Origin of the sequence: Pseudomonas sp. St290 (assembly GCF_018325805.1) — a bacterium.
GTDB classification, from domain to species: Bacteria; Pseudomonadota; Gammaproteobacteria; order Pseudomonadales; family Pseudomonadaceae; genus Aquipseudomonas; species Aquipseudomonas bijieensis.
The window spans coordinates 2759493-2778553 of record NZ_AP014703.1 but is presented as its reverse complement, the minus strand read 5'-3'; the positions used below and the strand labels follow the sequence as shown (position 1 = coordinate 2778553).

Annotated in this window: 18 protein-coding genes; 13 read left to right on the top strand and 5 right to left on the bottom strand. The window is 62.3% G+C overall.

The genetic code is table 11. The features are described 5' to 3' along the window. Positions 1–173 precede the first annotated feature (173 nt). The 7 genes from PBDP_RS12290 (at position 174) to PBDP_RS12260 (ending at position 7362) form a co-directional block, all read left to right on the top strand. The gene (locus PBDP_RS12290) at positions 174–1475 is read left to right on the top strand and encodes an OprD family porin (RefSeq protein WP_212802306.1); all 1302 of its coding nucleotides are present in this window, start codon (positions 174–176) and stop codon (positions 1473–1475) included. A gap of 172 nt (positions 1476–1647) precedes the next feature. Beyond that, on the top strand, positions 1648–2469 hold the full coding sequence (locus tag PBDP_RS12285; RefSeq protein WP_212802305.1) for an NAD-dependent epimerase/dehydratase family protein: 822 nt from the start codon (positions 1648–1650) through the stop codon (positions 2467–2469). A gap of 43 nt (positions 2470–2512) precedes the next feature. Further along, positions 2513–3418, top strand: a complete 906-nt coding sequence (locus PBDP_RS12280) for an SMP-30/gluconolactonase/LRE family protein (protein ID WP_116832129.1) — start codon at positions 2513–2515, stop codon at positions 3416–3418. A gap of 60 nt (positions 3419–3478) precedes the next feature. Beyond that, positions 3479–4447, top strand: coding sequence for a TRAP transporter substrate-binding protein (locus tag PBDP_RS12275; RefSeq protein WP_109755127.1), 969 nt, complete (start codon positions 3479–3481; stop codon positions 4445–4447). Between the two features lie 74 nt (positions 4448–4521). Then, a complete protein-coding gene (locus tag PBDP_RS12270; RefSeq protein WP_109755128.1) occupies positions 4522–5049 on the top strand; it encodes a TRAP transporter small permease in 528 nt (175 codons plus the stop codon). After that, the gene (locus tag PBDP_RS12265) at positions 5049–6329 is read left to right on the top strand and encodes a TRAP transporter large permease (RefSeq protein ID WP_039763167.1); all 1281 of its coding nucleotides are present in this window, start codon (positions 5049–5051) and stop codon (positions 6327–6329) included. The genes PBDP_RS12270 and PBDP_RS12265 overlap by 1 nt, the downstream gene beginning before the upstream one ends. 163 nt (positions 6330–6492) lie before the next feature. After that, positions 6493–7362, top strand: a complete 870-nt coding sequence (locus PBDP_RS12260) for an aldose 1-epimerase (RefSeq protein WP_109755129.1) — start codon at positions 6493–6495, stop codon at positions 7360–7362. A gap of 147 nt (positions 7363–7509) precedes the next feature. Here the strand turns inward: PBDP_RS12260 and PBDP_RS12255 are convergent, their stop codons facing one another. Continuing rightward, a complete protein-coding gene (locus PBDP_RS12255) occupies positions 7510–8310 on the bottom strand; it encodes a sulfite exporter TauE/SafE family protein (RefSeq protein WP_212802304.1) in 801 nt (266 codons plus the stop codon). A gap of 138 nt (positions 8311–8448) precedes the next feature. Here PBDP_RS12255 and PBDP_RS12250 point away from each other — a divergent pair, with 138 nt between their 5' ends. Continuing rightward, on the top strand, positions 8449–9312 hold the full coding sequence (locus PBDP_RS12250; protein ID WP_109755131.1) for an MBL fold metallo-hydrolase: 864 nt from the start codon (positions 8449–8451) through the stop codon (positions 9310–9312). Between the two features lie 248 nt (positions 9313–9560). On the opposite strand, the gene bkdR is transcribed toward PBDP_RS12250, so the two are convergent. Further along, positions 9561–10049: a Bkd operon transcriptional regulator BkdR gene (bkdR, locus tag PBDP_RS12245; RefSeq protein ID WP_109755132.1), complete on the bottom strand. Its 489-nt coding sequence runs from the start codon at positions 10047–10049 to the stop codon at positions 9561–9563. 192 nt (positions 10050–10241) lie between these two features. On the opposite strand from bkdR, the gene PBDP_RS12240 reads away from it, so the two are divergent. From PBDP_RS12240 to PBDP_RS12220, 5 genes are all read left to right on the top strand, one after another. Beyond that, positions 10242–11477 (top strand): 3-methyl-2-oxobutanoate dehydrogenase (2-methylpropanoyl-transferring) subunit alpha, encoded by a 1236-nt coding sequence (locus PBDP_RS12240; RefSeq protein WP_109755133.1) that lies wholly within the window; start codon positions 10242–10244, stop codon positions 11475–11477. 1 nt (position 11478) lies between these two features. Further along, the gene (locus tag PBDP_RS12235) at positions 11479–12537 is read left to right on the top strand and encodes an alpha-ketoacid dehydrogenase subunit beta (protein WP_018605866.1); all 1059 of its coding nucleotides are present in this window, start codon (positions 11479–11481) and stop codon (positions 12535–12537) included. Continuing rightward, positions 12538–13815 (top strand): dihydrolipoamide acetyltransferase family protein, encoded by a 1278-nt coding sequence (locus PBDP_RS12230; RefSeq protein WP_109755134.1) that lies wholly within the window; start codon positions 12538–12540, stop codon positions 13813–13815. Positions 13816–13818: 3 nt separating this feature from the next. Further along, a complete protein-coding gene (lpdA, locus tag PBDP_RS12225) occupies positions 13819–15201 on the top strand; it encodes a dihydrolipoyl dehydrogenase (protein ID WP_212802303.1) in 1383 nt (460 codons plus the stop codon). A 244-nt stretch (positions 15202–15445) separates the two neighbouring features. Beyond that, positions 15446–16465 (top strand): branched-chain amino acid aminotransferase, encoded by a 1020-nt coding sequence (locus tag PBDP_RS12220; RefSeq protein WP_109755136.1) that lies wholly within the window; start codon positions 15446–15448, stop codon positions 16463–16465. A 101-nt stretch (positions 16466–16566) separates the two neighbouring features. Here PBDP_RS12220 and PBDP_RS12215 read toward each other — a convergent pair whose 3' ends face one another. Genes PBDP_RS12215 through PBDP_RS12205 form a run of 3 tightly spaced genes read right to left on the bottom strand, consistent with a single transcriptional unit; the run spans position 16567 to position 19051 of the window. Beyond that, positions 16567–17331 (bottom strand): PAS domain-containing protein, encoded by a 765-nt coding sequence (locus PBDP_RS12215; RefSeq protein ID WP_109755137.1) that lies wholly within the window; start codon positions 17329–17331, stop codon positions 16567–16569. Next, a complete protein-coding gene (locus PBDP_RS12210) occupies positions 17332–18003 on the bottom strand; it encodes a response regulator (RefSeq protein ID WP_109755138.1) in 672 nt (223 codons plus the stop codon). It lies immediately after the preceding gene. Beyond that, positions 17972–19051 carry an ATP-binding protein gene (locus PBDP_RS12205; protein ID WP_116832123.1) on the bottom strand — a complete coding sequence of 360 codons (1080 nt, stop codon included), beginning with the start codon at positions 19049–19051 and terminating at the stop codon, positions 17972–17974. Before PBDP_RS12205 ends, PBDP_RS12210 begins: the two co-directional genes overlap by 32 nt. Positions 19052–19061 lie beyond the last annotated feature (10 nt).

The following is a 19061-nucleotide window of genomic DNA, read 5'->3' as shown; positions in this document are numbered from 1 at the left end:
TCTTGACCTCGGCCAGCGACATCCATTGAAACGCCTCACTTTGAGGCACACCCGAGTTGGATAATTCCAATAATGGCCAGTTGACAATGAGCAGTCGCTTCCAAATAATCCCCTCCATGTTGTACGACGACGTATAACAAACAAAAACAACAATAAAAGTAGGGAGCGTCATAGTGAGCACACGTGTCCGTTTTTCGCCCGTCCACCGTCCAAACCGCCGTACTCTTCTCAACGCCAGCCCCACGCTGCTTCTTCTCGGTTGCAGCAGCCTCGCCACCTTTCTACCAACGACCGCCAGCGCCGAAGGTTTCGTCGATGATGCCAAGGCCACGCTGACCCTGCGTAACGCCTACTTCAACCGCAACTTCACCAACCCGAACAATGCCCAGGGCAAAGCCGAGGAGTGGACCCAGAACTTCATCCTCGACGCCAAGTCCGGTTTCACCCAGGGCGTGGTCGGTTTTGGCGTGGATGTGCTGGGCACGTACTCGCTCAAGCTCGACGGCGGCCGTGGCACGGCGGGCACCCAGTTGCTGCCGGTGCACGATGACGGCCGTCCTGCCGACGACTTCGGTCGCCTGGGCGTGGCTCTCAAGGCCAAGGTGTCGAAGACCGAACTGAAGGTCGGCGAATGGATGCCAGTGCTGCCAATCCTGCGCTCCGACGATGGTCGCTCCCTGCCGCAAACCTTCCGTGGCGGCCAGGTGACCTCCACCGAAATCAGCGGTTTGACCCTCTACGGCGGCCAGTTCCGCGCCAACAGCCCGCGCAACGACGCGAGCATGGAAGACATGTCGATGAACGGTCGCGGCGCCTTCACCTCCGACCGTTTCAACTTCGGCGGCGGCGAATACGCTTTCAACGAAAAACGCACCCAGGTCGGCGTGTGGTATGCGGAACTGTCCGACATCTACCAGCAGCAATATTTCAACCTGACCCACAGCCAGCCCATCGGCGACTGGACCCTGGGCGCCAACCTCGGCTACTTCACCGGCAAGGAAAACGGCAGCGCGCTGGCCGGCGACCTGGACAACAAGACCGCGTTCGCCATGCTCTCGGCGAAATACGGCGGCAACACCTTCTACGTCGGCCTGCAGAAAGTCGGCGGCGATGACGCCTGGATGCGCGTCAACGGCACCAGCGGCGGCACCCTGGCCAACGACAGCTACAACTCCAGCTACGACAACGCCAAGGAAAAATCCTGGCAGTTGCGCCATGACTTCAACTTTGCTGTCGTCGGCGTGCCGGGCCTGACCCTGATGAACCGCTACATCAGCGGCGACAACGTGCACACCGCTACGGTCGATGACGGTAAGGAATGGGGCCGCGAAACCGAACTGGCCTACACCGTGCAAAGCGGCGCGCTGAAAAGTCTCAACGTGAAATGGCGTAACGCCTCGATTCGTCGGGACTACAGCACCAACGAGTTCGACGAGAACCGGATCTTCATCAGTTACCCGCTTTCGCTTCTGTAATGCCAGGATCCATGCCATGAGCGCATCTCATGGCAACCTGCGGCAGGGACGCCGTTCCAGAGCGGTTCGTCGATCAATCGTTGACAAGGTAGCGGAAGGATAAGGATATTCCCTTCCAGTCGTACGACAACTTATAACAACTGTACCTCTCATTGTTTGCTCAGGTAATGCCATGACCACGACACAGATTCGCCCCCCCTTCAATCGCCTGCTATTGACCGGCGCTGCCGGCGGCCTTGGCAAGGTCTTGCGCGAACGCCTCAAGCCTTACGCCCGCCACATTCGCCTGTCGGACATCGCCAACATGGCCCCGGCCATCGACGAAAGCGAAGAAGTGGTGCCCTGCGACCTGTCGGACAAACAGGCCGTGCACCAGTTGGTGGAAGGCGTCGACGCCATCCTGCATTTCGGTGGTGTCTCGGTGGAGCGCCCGTTCGAAGAGATCCTCGGCGCCAACATCAGTGGCGTGTTCCACATCTATGAAGCCGCGCGGAAACACGGCGTCAAGCGGGTGATCTTCGCCAGCTCCAACCACGTCATCGGCTTCTACAAACAGGACGAGGCCCTCGACGCCCTCTCTCCTCGCCGCCCGGATGGCTACTACGGCCTGTCCAAGTCCTACGGCGAGGACGTGGCCAGTTTCTACTTCGATCGCTACGGCATCGAAACCGTGAGCATTCGCATCGGCTCGTCGTTCCCCGAACCGCAGAACCGCCGAATGATGAGCACCTGGCTGAGCTACGACGACCTCACGCAATTGATCGAGTGCTCGCTCTACACCCCGAACGTGGGACACACCGTGGTCTACGGCATGTCCGCCAACCGCGACGTCTGGTGGGACAACAGCCAGGCCGCGCACCTGGGCTACCAGCCCAAGGACACTTCCGAGATTTTCCGCGCCAAGGTCGAAGCGCAGCCAATGCCGGCCGCCGATGACCCGGCCAGGATCTACCAGGGCGGAGCCTTTGTAGCGGCCGGCCCGTTCGACGACTGATTCGCCTGTTTTTCATGGGATACGAACGCACAAGGGAATCACCATGCAAGCCGAATTGATTGTCGATGCACGCAACGCCGTCGGGGAAAGCCCAGTGTGGGTGCCCGAGGAAAACGCCCTGTACTGGGTGGATATTCCCAGTGGCGGCCTGCAGTGCTGGAACGCCGGGACCGGCCAACTCAAGGGCTGGGAAGCCCCGGAAATGCTCGCCTGCCTGGCCCGTCACCAGGACGGTGGCTGGATCGCCGGCATGGAGAGCGGCTTCTTTCGCCTGTACCCCCATGACGACGGCAGCCTGGACAGTGAACTCTGTGCCAGCGTCGAACACAGCCGCACCGACATGCGCCTCAACGATGGCCGTTGCGACCGCCAGGGCCGCTTCTGGGCCGGCAGCATGGTGCTGAACATGGGGGCCAACGCCGACGAAGGCCGGATGTACCGTTATGAGGCCGGGCAACGCAGCCCGGTCGAGGCGCAACTGAGCGGCTTCATCGTGCCCAATGGCCTGGGCTTCAGCCCGGATGGTCGGACGATGTACCTCTCCGACTCACACCCGCTGGTGCAACAGATCTGGGCCTTCGACTACGACATCGACAGCGGCACGCCGTCCAACCGGCGGCTGTTCGTCGACATGCTGCCGTTGGCCGGTCGCCCGGACGGCGCGGCAGTGGACGCCGAGGGTTGCTACTGGATCTGCGCCAACGATGCCGGCCTCATCCATCGTTTCACTCCGGATGGCCGGCTGGATCGCTCCCTGTCGGTGCCGGTGAAAAAACCGACGATGTGCGCCTTTGGCGGCAGTCGCCTGGACACCCTGTTCGTCACTTCGATCCGCCCCGGTGACGACACCGACCCACAATCCCTGGCCGGCGGCGTGTTCGCCCTCAACCCCGGCGTCAAGGGCCTGGCTGAACCCGCGTTTGGAGGACTGAAACACTCCGCGAACTGATCTGCACTGCCGCTTCACTGGATGAGCACATAAAAAAAACAACAAGACTGGAGATTGACCATGAACTTCAAACGCACGCTTCTGATCGCAGCCCTGCCCCTGGCCTTCCTGGCCCAGGCGGCGCACGCCCTGGAACTCAAGTTCGCCGACATCCACCCCGCCGGCTACCCTACCGTGGTCGCCGAGGAAAACATGGGCAAGACCCTGACCCAGGAGACCAATGGCGAGCTGAAGTTCAAGTACTTCCCGGGCGGTGTCCTGGGTTCTGAAAAGGAAGTCATCGAGCAGATGCAGGTCGGCGCGGTACAGCTCTCGCGCGTAAGCCTGGGTATCGTCGGGCCCGTGGTACCGGACGTGAACGTCTTCAACATGCCGTTCATCTTCCGTGACCATCAGCACATGCGCAACGTCATCGACGGTCCGGTGGGCGATGAGATCCTCGACAAAATCACCAATTCCGAATTCGGCCTGGTGGCCCTGGCCTGGATGGACGGCGGCACACGCAACATCTACACCAAGAAGCCGGTACGCAAGCTCGAAGACCTCAAGGGCATGAAAATCCGCGTCCAGGGCAACCCGATGTTCATCGACATGATGAACGCCATGGGCGGTAACGGCATCGCAATGGACACCGGCGAAATCTTCAGCGCCCTGCAGACCGGCGTGATCGACGGCGCTGAGAACAACCCGCCGACCCTGCTCGAACACAACCACTTCCAGAACGCCAAGTTCTACAGCCTGACCGGTCACCTGATCCTGCCAGAGCCGATCGTGATGTCGAAAATCACCTGGGAAAAACTGACCCCGGATCAACAGACGTTGGTCAAGAAAGCCGCGAAGGCCGCCCAGGCCGAAGAGCGTGTGTTGTGGGACAAGAAGTCCGCTGCCAGCGAAGAAAAGCTCAAGGCCGCCGGCGTCGAGTTCATCACGGTCGACAAGAAACCCTTCTACGACGCCACCGCACCGGTGCGCGAAAAGTACGGCGCGAAATATGCCGACCTGATCAAGAAAATCGAAGCCGTTCAGTAATCCTCCCGCTCTGTACCCATGAAAAGGCCCGGCGCGCCTGATGTTCGAGGCGCGCCCGGTTACGGTGGAACCCGATGAAGAATTTGCTGCTGCGTATCAACGATAAGATCTACATGACGTGCATCTGGGTCGCCGGCCTTTCCGTCCTGGCGATTTCCCTGATGATTCCCTGGGGCGTATTCGCCCGCTACGTGCTGGGCACCGGTTCGAGCTGGCCCGAGCCCACCGCGATCCTGCTGATGATGGTGTTCACCTTCATCGGTGCCGCCGCCAGTTACCGCGCCGGTGCGCACATGGCCGTGGCCATGCTCACCGACCGCATGCCGCCGCACCTGAGATCCGCGGCGTCGATTTTTTCCCAGTTGCTCATGGGCCTGATCTGCATCTTCATGACCATTTGGGGCTTCAAGCTGTGCATGTCCACCTGGAACCAGTTCATGGCCGCCCTGCCCGATCTGCGGGTTGGCGTGACCTATCTGCCCATTCCCGTGGGCGGCTTGCTGACGCTGATTTTTGTCCTGGAAAAACTCTTGCTCGGTGACCAGAGCAAACGTCGGGTCGTGCAGTTCGACCTGGTCGAAGAAAGTGAAGGTGCCGCTTAATGGACGCTCTGATACTGCTGGGCAGTTTTATCGCATTGATCCTGATCGGCATGCCGGTCGCCTACGCGTTGGGCGCCGCCGCCCTGATCGGTGCGTGGTGGATCGACATCCCGTTCCAGGCCGTGATGATCCAAGTGGCATCCGGGGTGAACAAGTTCTCCTTGCTGGCCATCCCGTTCTTCGTCCTGGCTGGCGCGATCATGGCCGAGGGTGGCATGTCCCGCCGGCTCGTGGCGTGCGCCGGGGTGCTGGTGGGTTTTGTGCGCGGTGGCCTGTCGCTGGTCAACATCGTCGCCTCGACCTTCTTCGGCGCGATCTCCGGTTCGTCGGTGGCCGACACCGCGTCGGTGGGTTCGGTACTGATTCCGGAAATGGAACGCAAGGGCTATCCACGGGACTTTTCCACCGCCGTGACCGTCAGCGGTTCGGTGCAAGCCCTGCTGACCCCGCCTAGCCATAACTCGGTGCTCTACTCCCTGGCCGCTGGCGGCACGGTTTCGATTGCCTCGCTGTTCATGGCGGGCATCGTGCCGGGCTTGCTGATGAGCGCGTGCCTGATGGTGCTGTGCCTGATCTTCGCGAAAAAGCGCAACTACCCCAAGGGCGAAGTGATCCCGATGCGCCAGGCGCTGAAAATCGTCGGCGAAGCCCTCTGGGGCCTGATGGCGATGGTGATCATCCTCGGCGGCATCCTGTCGGGCATCTTCACTGCCACCGAATCGGCGGCCATCGCCGTGCTGTGGTCGTTCTTCGTGACCATGTTCATCTACCGCGACTACAAGTGGCGTGAACTGCCGAAGCTGATGCACCGCACGGTGCGCACCATCTCCATCGTGATGATCCTGATCGGCTTCGCCGCCAGCTTCGGCTACATCATGACGCTGATGCAGATCCCGGCGAAGATCACCACGATGTTCCTGACCCTGTCGGACAACCGCTACGTGATCCTGATGTGCATCAACGTGATGTTGCTGCTGTTGGGCACGGTGATGGACATGGCGCCGCTGATCCTGATCCTGACGCCGATCCTGATGCCGGTGATCCTGGGCATCGGTGTAGACCCGGTGCAGTTCGGCATGATCATGCTGGTGAACCTGGGCATCGGGCTGATAACGCCGCCTGTGGGCGCGGTGCTGTTCGTCGGTTCGGCGGTGGGCAAGGTCAGTATCGAAAGCACCGTCAAGGCTTTGCTGCCGTTCTATGCCGTGCTGTTCCTGGTGCTGATGCTGGTGACTTATGTGCCGGCTCTGTCGCTGTGGTTGCCGCACCTGGTGTTGTAACCCCAAGGACGAGCAAGCCCCTTGTGGCGAGGGAGCTTGCTCCCGCTGGACTGCGCAGCAGGCCCATCCGGTTTGGACTCGGGCGTCTGCTGCGCAGCCGAGCGGGAGCAAGCTCCCTCGCCACAAAAGCGATCTACCCCCCTCCCGAACAGAAGCGACTACCATGACGCAGCCTCTCCTGTACCTCGAAGACGAACTGACCCGCCTCACCCTGGCCCCGCACCTGGGCGCCAGTCTTGTTGAATGGACCTTGCGCAGCACCGGTGCTCCCCTGCTACGCCCTCCCGCGCCGCAAGCGCTGGAAAATGGCTTGCCGGGTAAACTTGGCTGCTTCCCGTTGATCCCATGGTCAAACCGGATCGCCCAAGGCGGTTTCGACTGCCCCGGCGGCTGGCTGGCACTGGACGCCAACAGCCCCAACGACCCGTTCCCGATCCATGGCAGTGCCTGGCAACAACCGTGGAAAGTGACCGAGCAGAGTGCCCAGGAAGCCTTGCTGCAACTCGACAGCCAATACCCGTTCGCCTACTGCGCCAGCCTGCGGATCCGCTTGAGTGGCGGCCAGCTGCAGATCGCAATGCTCGTCACCCACACGGCCAGACAACCCGCATGGCATGGGCTGGGCTTGCATCCGTATTTTCCACGTACCGCCCGCACGCGCCTGCAAACCCGCGCGACCGACGTCTGGAAATGCGATGCCAGTAAACTGCCGACAGAGCTGAGCGCCCTTCCTGCCGAATGGGATTTCCAGCAAGCGCGGGCGCTGCCCGACACGCTGGTGGACAATGGCTTCGGTGGCTGGGACGGCGATTGCCTGATCCAGCAACCGGACCTGGGGTATGAACTGCAATGCCGCGCCAGCGGTAGCAAATACTTCCTGCTGTACTGCCCCGTGGGCCTGGATTTCTTCTGCATCGAACCGGTCAGCCATCCGGTCAATGCCCATCACCTGCCTGGACGGCCAGGGTTGCGTTTGCTGGAGCAAGGGCAATCGGTGGCGTTGGGGTTTTCGATGCAGTGTCGGGAACTGTAAGCGGCACGCTATACCGTGGCGAGGGAGCTTGCTCCCGCTGGCCTGCGCAGCAGGCCCATACGGTCTTGGCCCAGGGCGTCTGCTGCGCAGCCGAGCGGGAGCAAGCTCCCTCGCCACAAAGGCAAGTGTAATCCTGATTCGTCGTAGCTACGCCCGCAGCAGCATGAACACCGCCACCCCCAGGCACACCCCGGCGAACCCCACTTGCAATGCCCGGGCCGGGACCTTGGCCGACACTCGCCGCCCGAGCACCATCCCGATGATGCTCGCCGCAATGAACGCCGCCCCAACCCGGTCGATGCTCACCCCGGCATGAAACGCGCCCAACACGCCAATCAACGAAATCAGGCTGATGACCATCAAGGATGTCGCGACGATCCCGCGCATCTGCACGTCGGTCAGTTGCTTGAACGCCGGCACGATCAGGAAGCCGCCACCCACCCCAAGCAAGCCCGAGACCATGCCCGTCACCGCACCCAATGCCGACAGCGTGGCAGTGCAGCGAGCGGTCCAGGCCAGGCGCCCGGTCTCGCGGTCGAGCATGCAATTCTTCTGGCCCCAACTGGCGGCGCCGTGATCGCTGGGCCCCGCTTGCGGCGTTTCGCGGCGCAACATGCGCGCCGCCACCAGCACCATCAACAGGCTGAACAGCATCATCAGGATTTTTTCCGAAAGCTGATGGGCGAAGTAGATGCCCAGCGGCGAAAACACCGCGCCCAGCAGCGCAATCAGCAGTGCCGCGCGGTAGCGCACCAGGCCATGGCGCAGCCCATCGATGGCACCCACCGCCGCCGCGCTGCCCACCGCGAACAACGCCACCGGCGCGGCCTGAGTCATGCTCCAGCCCAGGCCCAACACCAACGCCGGCACCGCCAGGATGCCACCGCCCGCCCCCGTCAGGCCAAGAACCAGGCCCATGACCACGCCAAACAAACTTGCCAGTAACATTCAGGATCTCTCAAGCCGCGCACACCTGTTGGCAGGTGCGATCGCATTTGCAGGACGCCTTGGCCCTCACTAAGCTGCGGACCATATGTTGTAAACCTCGAGCGTTGCAACCGCTTCTTCCCGTATAGGTTCGCTGTCATGCCCGCGCAGATCCAGAGCTTTCTCGACCCCGCCTCAAAGACTTACACCTACGTTGTTTTTGAACACGATGGCGGGCAATGCGCGGTGGTCGACCCGGTGCTCGACTACGACCCGGCCTCGGGACGCAGCGCCACCACCCAGGCTGACCGGGTGATCGCCTTCGTACGCGAACACCAGTTGACGGTGCAATGGCTGCTGGAAACCCACGCCCACGCCGATCACCTGTCCGCCGCGCCGTACCTGCGCCGGGAACTGGGCGGCAAGATCGCCATCGGCCAAGCCATCGGGCAGGTCCAGAGCGTCTTCAAGACCCTGTTCAACCTCGAAGCGCCATTTGCCGTGGATGGCTCGCAGTTCGATCACCTGTTCGCCGCTGACGAGTCCTTTCTGATCGGCAACCTCAAGGCCACGGCGCTGCACGTGCCCGGCCACACCCCGGCAGACATGGCGTACCTGATTGACGGCGACGTGATCCTGGTGGGCGATACGCTGTTCATGCCCGACGTGGGCACCGCCCGCTGCGACTTCCCCGGCGGCAACGCCCATCAGCTCTACGCCTCGATCCGCAAGCTGCTGGCCTTCCCCGCCGGGGTGCGGCTCTACGTGTGCCACGACTATCCACCGGATGCACGCGAGCCCCAATGCATGAGCACCGTGGGCGAGCAGCGCCAGCACAATATCCATGTCCACGACGGCATCGATGAAGCCACGTTCGTCGCCATGCGTACCCAGCGCGACAAGACACTGGGCATGCCGACGCTGCTGTTGCCGGCGATCCAGGTGAATGTGCGGGCGGGCCACCTGCCGCCGGCGGAGGACAATGGCGTGACGTATCTGAAGATTCCGATCAACCAGCTCTAGATGCTTGGGGGCTGCTGCGCAGCCCAGCGGGAGCAAGCTCCCTCGCCACAGCGGAGGGTCTGCTTGCAGCGATATTGAATGTGCCGCCGCCATCGCGGGCAAGCCTTGCTCCCACAAGAATCGGCGGCGGTCGCAGTACCCGGCAACACCACAAATCCCTGTGGGAGCTGAGCTTGCTCGCGATGGCGGTGGGTCTGCTTGCATCATTGTTGAATGACAGCTAGCTCCCTCAGGGACTGGTCTTTTGATCAGGTACCCAAGGTCAGCCCATTGGCCGGCAACGGCAACGCTGTCTTGTAGCGCACCTGCTTGAGCGCAAAGCTGGAGCGGATATTCGCCACACCCGGGACCTTAGTCAAAAAGTCCATCATGAACCGCTCCAGCGACTGGATGGTTGGCACCAGCACGCGGATCAGGTAATCCGGATCGCCGGCCATCAGGTAGCACTCCATCACTTCCGGTCGATCGGAAATCGCCTCTTCGAAGTGCTGCAACGCCTCTTCCACCTGCTTCTCCAGGCTGACATGGATGAACACGTTGACGTGCAACCCCAGCAGGTCGGCATCCAGCAGCGTGACCTGCTCGCGGATCACCCCCAGTTCCTCCATGGCCCGAACGCGGTTGAAGCACGGGGTCGGAGAAAGGTTGACTGAACGGGCAAGCTCGGCGTTGGTGATGCGGGCATTTTCCTGAAGGCTGTTCAGAATCCCGATGTCGGTGCGATCCAACTTACGCATGAGATAAATAATCCTGTTTTTTATCGTTGTGCAGATTTTTTATCTGCAAATGATCTGAACAGCAAGCCAACAGAGAAAAATATTCTTCTGCGTCGAGCCTATGATTGTTGTAGGACAATTTCCCGTACCCGGGGAAATTCGTCAGCTAGCGCGCCCACTACAAGAAATTCACAAGATCGAGCGTAGAAAGCCATGAACCCAGCGTACGAACCGCTACGCCTGCACGTCCCCGAACCCTCGGGCCGTCCCGGCTGCAAGACCGACTTCTCCTACCTGCATCTGTCCGATGCCGGCACAGTGCGTAAACCTTCCATCGACGTCGAACCGTCCGACACCGCCGACCTGGCCCGCAGTCTGATCCGCGTGCTCGATGACCAGGGCAATGCCCACGGCCCATGGGCCGAAGACGTGCCACTCGAAATCCTGCGCAAAGGCATGCGTGCCATGCTCAAGACGCGCATCTACGACAACCGCATGGTGGTTGCCCAGCGCCAGAAAAAAATGTCGTTCTACATGCAGAGCCTCGGCGAGGAAGCCATCGGCAGCGGCCAGGCCCTGGCGCTGAACATCGATGACATGTGCTTCCCCACCTATCGCCAGCAAAGCATCCTGATGGCCCGCGAGGTGCCGTTGGTGGGCATGATCTGCCAGCTGCTGTCCAACGAGCGCGATCCGCTCAAGGGCCGGCAGTTGCCGATCATGTACTCGGTCAAGGACGCCGGTTTCTTCACCATCTCCGGTAACCTCGCCACGCAATTCATCCAGGGCGTGGGCTGGGGCATGGCCTCGGCGATCAAGGGCGATACCAAGATCGCCTCGGCCTGGATCGGTGACGGCGCCACCGCCGAATCGGATTTCCACACCGCCCTGACCTTCGCCCACGTCTACCGCGCGCCGGTGATCCTCAACGTGGTCAACAACCAGTGGGCGATCTCTACGTTCCAGGCCATCGCCGGCGGTGAAGCCACGACCTTCGCCGGACGCGGCGTCGGTTGCGGCATCGCCTCCCTGCGTGTGGATGGCAACGATTTCATGGCGGTCTACGCCGCCTCGCGCTGGGCCGCCGAACGCGCCCGCCGCAACCTCGGCCCGGCGCTGATCGAATGGGTCACTTATCGCGCTGGCCCACACTCCACGTCCGACGATCCCTCGAAGTACCGTCCCGCCGACGACTGGAGCCACTTCCCGCTGGGCGATCCGATTGCGCGCCTCAAGCAGCACATGGTGAAGATCGGCCAGTGGTCCGAAGAGGAACATGCCGCCGTCACTGCCGAACTCGAAGCCGAGGTAATCGCCGCGCAAAAAGAAGCCGAGCAGTACGGCACCCTCGCCGGCGGACAGATTCCAAGCGCCGCGACCATGTTCGAAGACGTCTACAAAGAGATGCCGGAGCACTTGAAGCGCCAGCGTCAGCAGTTGGGGATCTGACATGAACGATCACAACAACAATATTGCGCTGGACACCGCCATGACCACTACCACCATGACCATGATCCAGGCCCTGCGCTCGGCCATGGACGTCATGCTCGAGCGCGACGACAACGTCGTGGTGTTCGGCCAGGACGTGGGTTACTTCGGCGGCGTGTTCCGCTGCACCGAAGGCCTGCAGAACAAGTACGGCACCTCGCGGGTATTCGATGCACCGATCTCTGAGAGCGGCATCGTCGGCGTGGCCGTGGGCATGGGCGCCTACGGGCTGCGGCCGGTGGCCGAGATCCAGTTCGCCGACTACGTCTACCCGGCCTCGGACCAGATCATTTCCGAAGCCGCGCGCCTGCGCTATCGCTCGGCCGGCGAGTTCACCGCGCCGATGACCCTGCGCATGCCCTGCGGCGGCGGTATCTACGGCGGCCAGACCCACAGCCAGAGCATCGAGGCGATGTTCACCCAGGTCTGTGGCTTGCGCACCGTCATGCCTTCGAACCCTTACGATGCCAAGGGCCTGCTGATCGCCTCCATCGAAAACGATGACCCGGTGATCTTCCTCGAACCCAAGCGCCTGTATAACGGCCCGTTCGACGGCCACCACGATCGTCCCGTGACACCGTGGTCGAAACACCCCTCGGCACAGGTGCCAGACGGTTACTACACCGTGCCGCTGGACGTGGCCGCCATCACCCGCCCGGGCAAGGACGTGACGGTTCTCACCTACGGCACCACGGTCTACGTCTCCCAAGTGGCGGCCGAAGAAACCGGCATCGACGCCGAAGTCATCGACCTGCGCAGCCTCTGGCCGCTGGACCTTGAGACCATCGTCAAATCCGTGAAAAAAACCGGCCGCTGCGTGGTCGTCCACGAAGCCACCCGCACCTGCGGCTTCGGCGCCGAGCTGGTGTCGTTGGTACAAGAACATTGCTTCCACCACCTGGAAGCGCCCATCGAGCGTGTCACCGGTTGGGACACCCCCTACCCGCATGCGCAGGAGTGGGCGTATTTCCCAGGGCCGTCCCGTGTGGGCGCGGCGTTGAAACGGGTCATGGAGGTCTGAATGGGCACGCACGTTATCAAGATGCCGGACATTGGCGAAGGCATCGCCGAAGTTGAACTGTCGGTGTGGCACGTCAAGGTCGGCGACATGGTGGTCGAGGACCAGGTACTGGCTGATGTGATGACTGACAAGGCCATGGTCGACATTCCCTCGCCGGTGCATGGCCGGGTCATCGCCCTGGGTGGCGAGCCGGGCGAAGTCATGGCGGTGGGCAGTGAACTGATCCGCATCGAAGTCGAAGGTGCGGGTAACCTGAAAGAATCGGCACAACCGGCGCCAGCTGCGGCGACGCAGGCGGCTCCACAGACGCCAAAGCCGACGCCGGTGGCAACACCTGAACCCGTGGTGGAAAAGACCACTGCGCCACGCTGCGCCCCGCAAGCGCCGGTGGCCCGCGATCCCGAAGAACGCCCACTGGCCTCGCCGGCCGTGCGCAAGCACGCGCTGGACCTGGGCATTCAATTGCGCCTGGTCCAGGGCAGCGGTCCCGCCGGGCGTATCCTGCATGAAGACCTCGAGGCTTATCTGGCTCAGGGTCCATCGACCCAGGCCAAGGGCGGTTCGGGCTATGCCGAACGCCACGACGAGCAGCAGATCCCAGTGATCGGCATGCGTCGCAAGATCGCCCAGCGCATGCAGGAAGCGACCCAACGCGCCGCTCATTTCAGCTACGTCGAGGAAATCGACGTCACGGCCCTGGAAGAACTGCGGGTGCACCTGAATGAAAAACACGGCGCCAGTCGCGGCAAGCTGACCTTGTTGCCGTTCCTGGTGCGCGCTTTGGTCGTGGCCCTGCGGGATTTCCCGCAGATGAACGCCCGCTACGACGACGAAGCTCAGGTCATCCATCGTTCGGGCGCGGTGCACGTAGGCGTCGCCACCCAGAGCGACGTCGGCCTGATGGTGCCGGTGGTGCGTCACGCCGAAGCCCGCAGCCTGTGGGACAGCGCGGCGGAGATCTCGCGCCTGGCCACCGCAGCGCGCAATGGCAAGGCCAGTCGTGATGAGCTATCCGGCTCGACCATCACCTTGACCAGCCTCGGTGCGTTGGGCGGCATCGTCAGCACCCCGGTGCTGAACCTGCCGGAAGTGGCGATTGTCGGCGTGAACAAAATCGTCGAACGGCCCATGGTGATCAAGGGCCAGATCGTGATCCGCAAGATGATGAACCTCTCCAGTTCCTTCGATCACCGAGTGGTCGACGGCATGGACGCGGCGCAATTCATCCAGGCCTTGCGTGGCCTGCTCGAACAACCCGCCACCCTGTTTGTGGAGTAAGCGATGCAGACTTTGAACACCACGCTGCTGATCATCGGCGGCGGCCCCGGCGGCTATGTGGCGGCGATCCGCGCCGGCCAGTTGGGCATCCCGACCATTCTGGTGGAAGGCCAGGCATTGGGCGGGACCTGCCTGAACATCGGCTGCATTCCGTCCAAGGCCTTGATTCACGTGGCCGAGCAGTTCCACCAGACGCAACACCACAGCCAAGGCTCGGCCTTGGGCATCACGGTGTCGGCGCCAAGCCTGGACATCGGCAAGAGCGTGGAATGGAAGGACGGCATCGTCGATCGCCTGACCACCGGCGTCGCGGCGCTGTTGAAAAAGCACAAGGTCCAGGTCATTCACGGCTGGGCCAAGGTGATCGATGGCAAAACCGTCGAGGTCGACGACACCCGCATCCAGTGCGAGCACCTGCTGCTGGCCACCGGTTCGAAAAGCGTCGACCTGCCGATGCTGCCGATTGGCGGGCCGATCATTTCCTCCACCGAAGCCCTCGCCCCGACCTCGGTGCCCAAGCACCTGGTGGTGGTCGGCGGTGGCTACATCGGCCTGGAACTGGGCATCGCCTACCGCAAGCTCGGCGCCGAAGTCAGCGTGGTCGAGGCCCAGGAACGGATCCTGCCAGCCTACGACGGCGAACTGACCCAACCGGTGCACGAAGCGCTCAAGCAATTGGGCGTGAAGCTGTACCTCAAGCACAGCGTCGAAGGCTTCGATGCCCAGGCCAGCACCTTGCAAGTGCGTGATCCCAATGGCGAGACGCTGAACCTGGACACCGACCGGGTGCTGGTGGCCGTTGGTCGCAAACCCAACACCCAGGGCTGGAATCTCGAAGCGTTGGACTTGGCGATGAACGGTTCGGCCGTGAAAATCGACAACCGTTGCCAGACCAGCATGCGCAACGTCTGGGCCATCGGCGACCTGAGCGGCGAACCGATGCTCGCCCACCGGGCCATGGCCCAGGGCGAAATGGTCGCCGAGCTGATCGCCGGCCAGCACCGGGAATTCAACCCGACCGCCATCGCGGCGGTGTGCTTCACCGACCCGGAACTGGTGGTGGTCGGCAAGACGCCGGACGACGCCAAGGCCGCCGGGCTGGATTGCATCGTGTCGAGCTTCCCGTTCGCCGCCAATGGCCGGGCCATGACCCTGGAATCGAAAAGCGGTTTCGTACGGGTCGTGGCGCGCCGGGACAATCACTTGATCGTCGGTTGGCAAGCCGTCGGCGTCGGCGTCTCGGAGCTGTCCACCGCGTTCGGCCAGTCCCTGGAAATGGGCGCACGCCTGGAAGACATCGCCGGCACCATCCACGCCCACCCGACGCTGGGCGAGGCCGTGCAGGAAGCGGCGTTGCGGGCGTTGGGGCATGCGTTGCATCTGTAACTGTTTTAGGTGATTGGCCTTGTGGCGAGGGGATTTATCCCCGCTGGGTTGCGCAGCAACCCCAAAACCAGTCACCGCCGGGCGTCAGATATCCGAGCTAATGGGGCTGCTTCGCAGCCCAGCGGGGATAAATCCCCTCGCCACAGGCTGCGAAACACCCCCGGAATGAAGTATTGTTGTCCCCATCCAAAAAACGTCAGAAGCCTTGAACCGTTTCGACGGTTGTTAAGAAATAGAGGGTGTCATGGGTAACGAGAGCATCAATTGGGACAAACTGGGCTTTGACTACATCAAGACCGACAAGCGCTACCTGTCGCACTGGCGCGATGGCGCGTGGGACGCCGGCACCCTGACCGACGACAACGTGCTGCACATCAGCGAGGGCTCCACTGCGCTGCACTACGGTCAGCAGTGCTTCGAAGGCCTGAAGGCCTATCGCTGCAAGGACGGTTCGATCAACCTGTTCCGCCCGGACCAGAACGCCGCCCGCATGCAACGCAGCTGCGCGCGCCTGCTGATGCCGCACGTCGAAACCGAGCAGTTCGTCGAAGCCTGCAAGCAAGTGGTCCGCGCCAACGAGCGCTTCATCCCGCCTTATGGCACCGGCGGCGCGCTGTACCTGCGTCCGTTCGTGATCGGCGTGGGTGACAACATCGGCGTGCGCACCGCACCCGAGTTCATCTTCTCGATCTTCTGCATCCCGGTCGGCGCCTACTTCAAGGGTGGCCTGACCCCGCACAACTTCCTGATCTCCAGCTACGACCGTGCCGCCCCACAAGGCACTGGCGCGGCCAAGGTCGGTGGCAACTACGCCGCCAGCCTGATGCCCGGCTCCCAGGCCAAGAAGGCCAGTTTCGCCGACTGCATCTACCTGGACCCGATGACCCATTCGAAAATCGAGGAAGTCGGCTCGGCCAACTTCTTCGGCATCACCCACGACAACAAATTCGTCACCCCCAACTCCCCTTCGGTCCTGCCGGGCATCACCCGCCTGTCACTGATCGAACTGGCCAAATCGCGCCTGGGCCTGGAAGTGATCGAAGGCGACGTGTTCATCGACAAGCTGTCGGATTTCAAGGAAGCCGGCGCCTGCGGTACCGCCGCGGTCATCACCCCGATCGGCGGCATCAGCTACAAGGACAAGCTGCACGTGTTCCACAGCGAAACCGAAGTCGGCCCGATCACCCAGAAGCTCTACAAAGAGCTGACTGGCGTGCAGACCGGCGACATCGAAGCGCCAGCGGGTTGGATCGTCAAGGTTTGAGCCAGGCCCATCCGTAGCACTTAGGCGCTTCTTTGTAGCGAGGGGGTAATCCCCTCGCTACAAAGTGCTTCAGGATTCAAAAAAGGAGAGCGCCTCTGCCGTCACCTGTCGGCTCTGGGCCGATCCGCCCTGCGCTCGAAAATCGCCCCCTCGATACCCAGCACTTCACGCGTGTCGGCATAGATCCCGACGCCCTTTTCCCAGACATGCTTGATCGACTGATCGGCGCAACGAATCCGGTAATTGAGTTCGAACGGCTCCTGCCGCGACAAGGCATATTGCACCTCGCGCCAGACGTAATCGGCATCCTGCGCCAGGATCAGGCTGTTGTAGGTGAATTCATGGTTGTCCACCAGCCGCTCCGGTGGATACCCGGTCAGTTGCAGGCACCCGGCACTGACGAATTCCATGGTCCAGTCGCGGTTGTTGCGACCGCGATAGATCAGCCCCGGCATGCTGTCGAGCAGGCTCATGCTGCTGCGCTGGCTCGCCTGTAAGGCAATCTCGCGCCGCTTGTGCGCAGTGATGTCGCCGGCCACCAGATAGAAACCCTGGGGCCCGCGCTTCAGGCTGACCTCGAACCAACGCAGTTCCCCCGAAGGGTGAACAAAACGCAGCCGCTGGTTGAAGGAGGTTTCGGGGCGTCGACGCAGTTCATGCAGGGCCTGACGCCACAACGAACGGTCTTCGTGGTGCACATAGTCGATGAGGTTGCGTTCCGTGCCTGGCAGGTCCATCAGCTCGACCCAGGCCAGGTTGAAGTGGGCAATCTGACCGCTGTCGCCCAGTTCAAGCAACGCCGCCGGAAAGCGATCCATCAGGTGCAAGGGCAGTGTCTGCACAAATGCCTCTGGTCGTTCCATCATCTAATGACGCTCCTCGTGTCTCATCGACGCACCGTTGTGCACCCACGCCGCCAGCTCCAGGCGAGAGTGCAGGCTGAACTTCTGCAACAGATTCCTCACATAGATCTTGACCGTACCATCGCTGATCCCCAGTTCCCGGCCGATCTGTTTATTGCTCATGCCGGCGCCGATCAGGGCCAGGGTCTGCCCCTCGCGCTCGGTCAGGTTGCCTGTGTCTGGCAGGTCCAGATCGTGAGTGGTCCGGCTCACCGACCCGCCTTGATCGGCCAGCAGGGCCACCAGGGTTGAATCCAGGACGATCGCGCCCTTGTGGCAATTGCGCATGTAGCTCAACAACGCATCGGGCTCGGTTTCCTTGAGCACGTAGCCACTGGCCCCCAGGCGCAAGGCCGTCAGCAGCTCGGCGCGATCCATCGACGCGGTGAGCACCACCACCTGGCAGTCGAGGCGCAACTGACGCAGTTCGTCGAGTACCTGCAAACCGCTCAAACCGGGCATGTGCAGATCGAGCAAGACCTGCTGCGGCGCCAGGCTCACGGCCAGGTTGATGCCTTCGCGACCGCTGGCCGCCTGCCCCACCACTTCGAAGTCGTCACTGGCGTCGAACAGCTGCGCCAGGCCTTTGCGAAACAATGGGTGATCATCGATCAGTAATAAGGTCGTGCAGTCCATCGAAACTCCCCTCTGGCAGGTCTTGGTGGCGGCGAAGGCCAAGGTGTACGCGGACCCCATGCGGGCGGATCGCTTCAATTGTCAGCCGGGCGCCAATGCTCGCGGCGCGCTCGCGGATAATCGCCAGGCCAAAGTGGTTTTCCTCCCCTGACGCCGGGCTCAGGCCGATGCCGTCATCCTCCACCGAAATAGAGGCATCACCGTCCTGGTTTTGCCGCAACTCGATGCGTACATGCCGCGCATGGGAATGGCGCACCGCGTTAGCCAGTGCTTCGCGAATGATCTGCAAAACCTGTAGCTCGGTGCCGGGGCTCAAAGCATCGTCAGCCAGGCGATTGTCCAGTTCGAACACAATGATGCAGCGTCGCGAAAACTCCGCGATGGAGTCGGCCAGGGCCTGGCGCAGCGAGCGCCCGTCCATGGTCAGGCGAGCGTTAGTGATCAGCTCGCGCACCTGGCGCTGCAACTGGCTCAAGCCGACGCACAGTTCCTGCAACCCGGCGCTGGCCTGCACCGGCTCGCCCAACTGCGATTGCAGTAAACGCGCCTGGAACGACAGGTAACCCAACTGCTGAGCCACCGAATCGTGCAGCTCACGGGCCAACGCGCCGTGCCGGGACGTGGCCTGTTTGCGCTGTTGCTCGCGGGTGTAGCAGCGCAAGCGCACGGTGACGCCGACCGCCTGCGCCGCCTCCTCCAGCAACAGGCGCCAACTGGCGTGGACCGGTTGTGGGGTATCGAGCAACAACAGCCCTTTGCCCGAGTCGTCACTTGGCGGCAAGGCACACAGCAGGCGATGTACACCCCGTTGCCGGCAAGCGCCACAGACCTGCGCCGCCTCAGTCAGCGTCGAGTCACGCCAAGGGCAACGCGCTACGCCCTGACAGCTTTCGAGCAATCCGCGCCGCGCCGGCCCCAGGTCTTCGCCGCCCAGGATCAGATTGAGTTTGCAACTGGGTAGCAGTGCTTCGAAACGGTCCAGGAAACCCGACAAAGCACCGTCAGCGTGCGCCTGACACAAGGGCAATCCTGTCAGTAGTTTTCGCACGCTGCGCGCT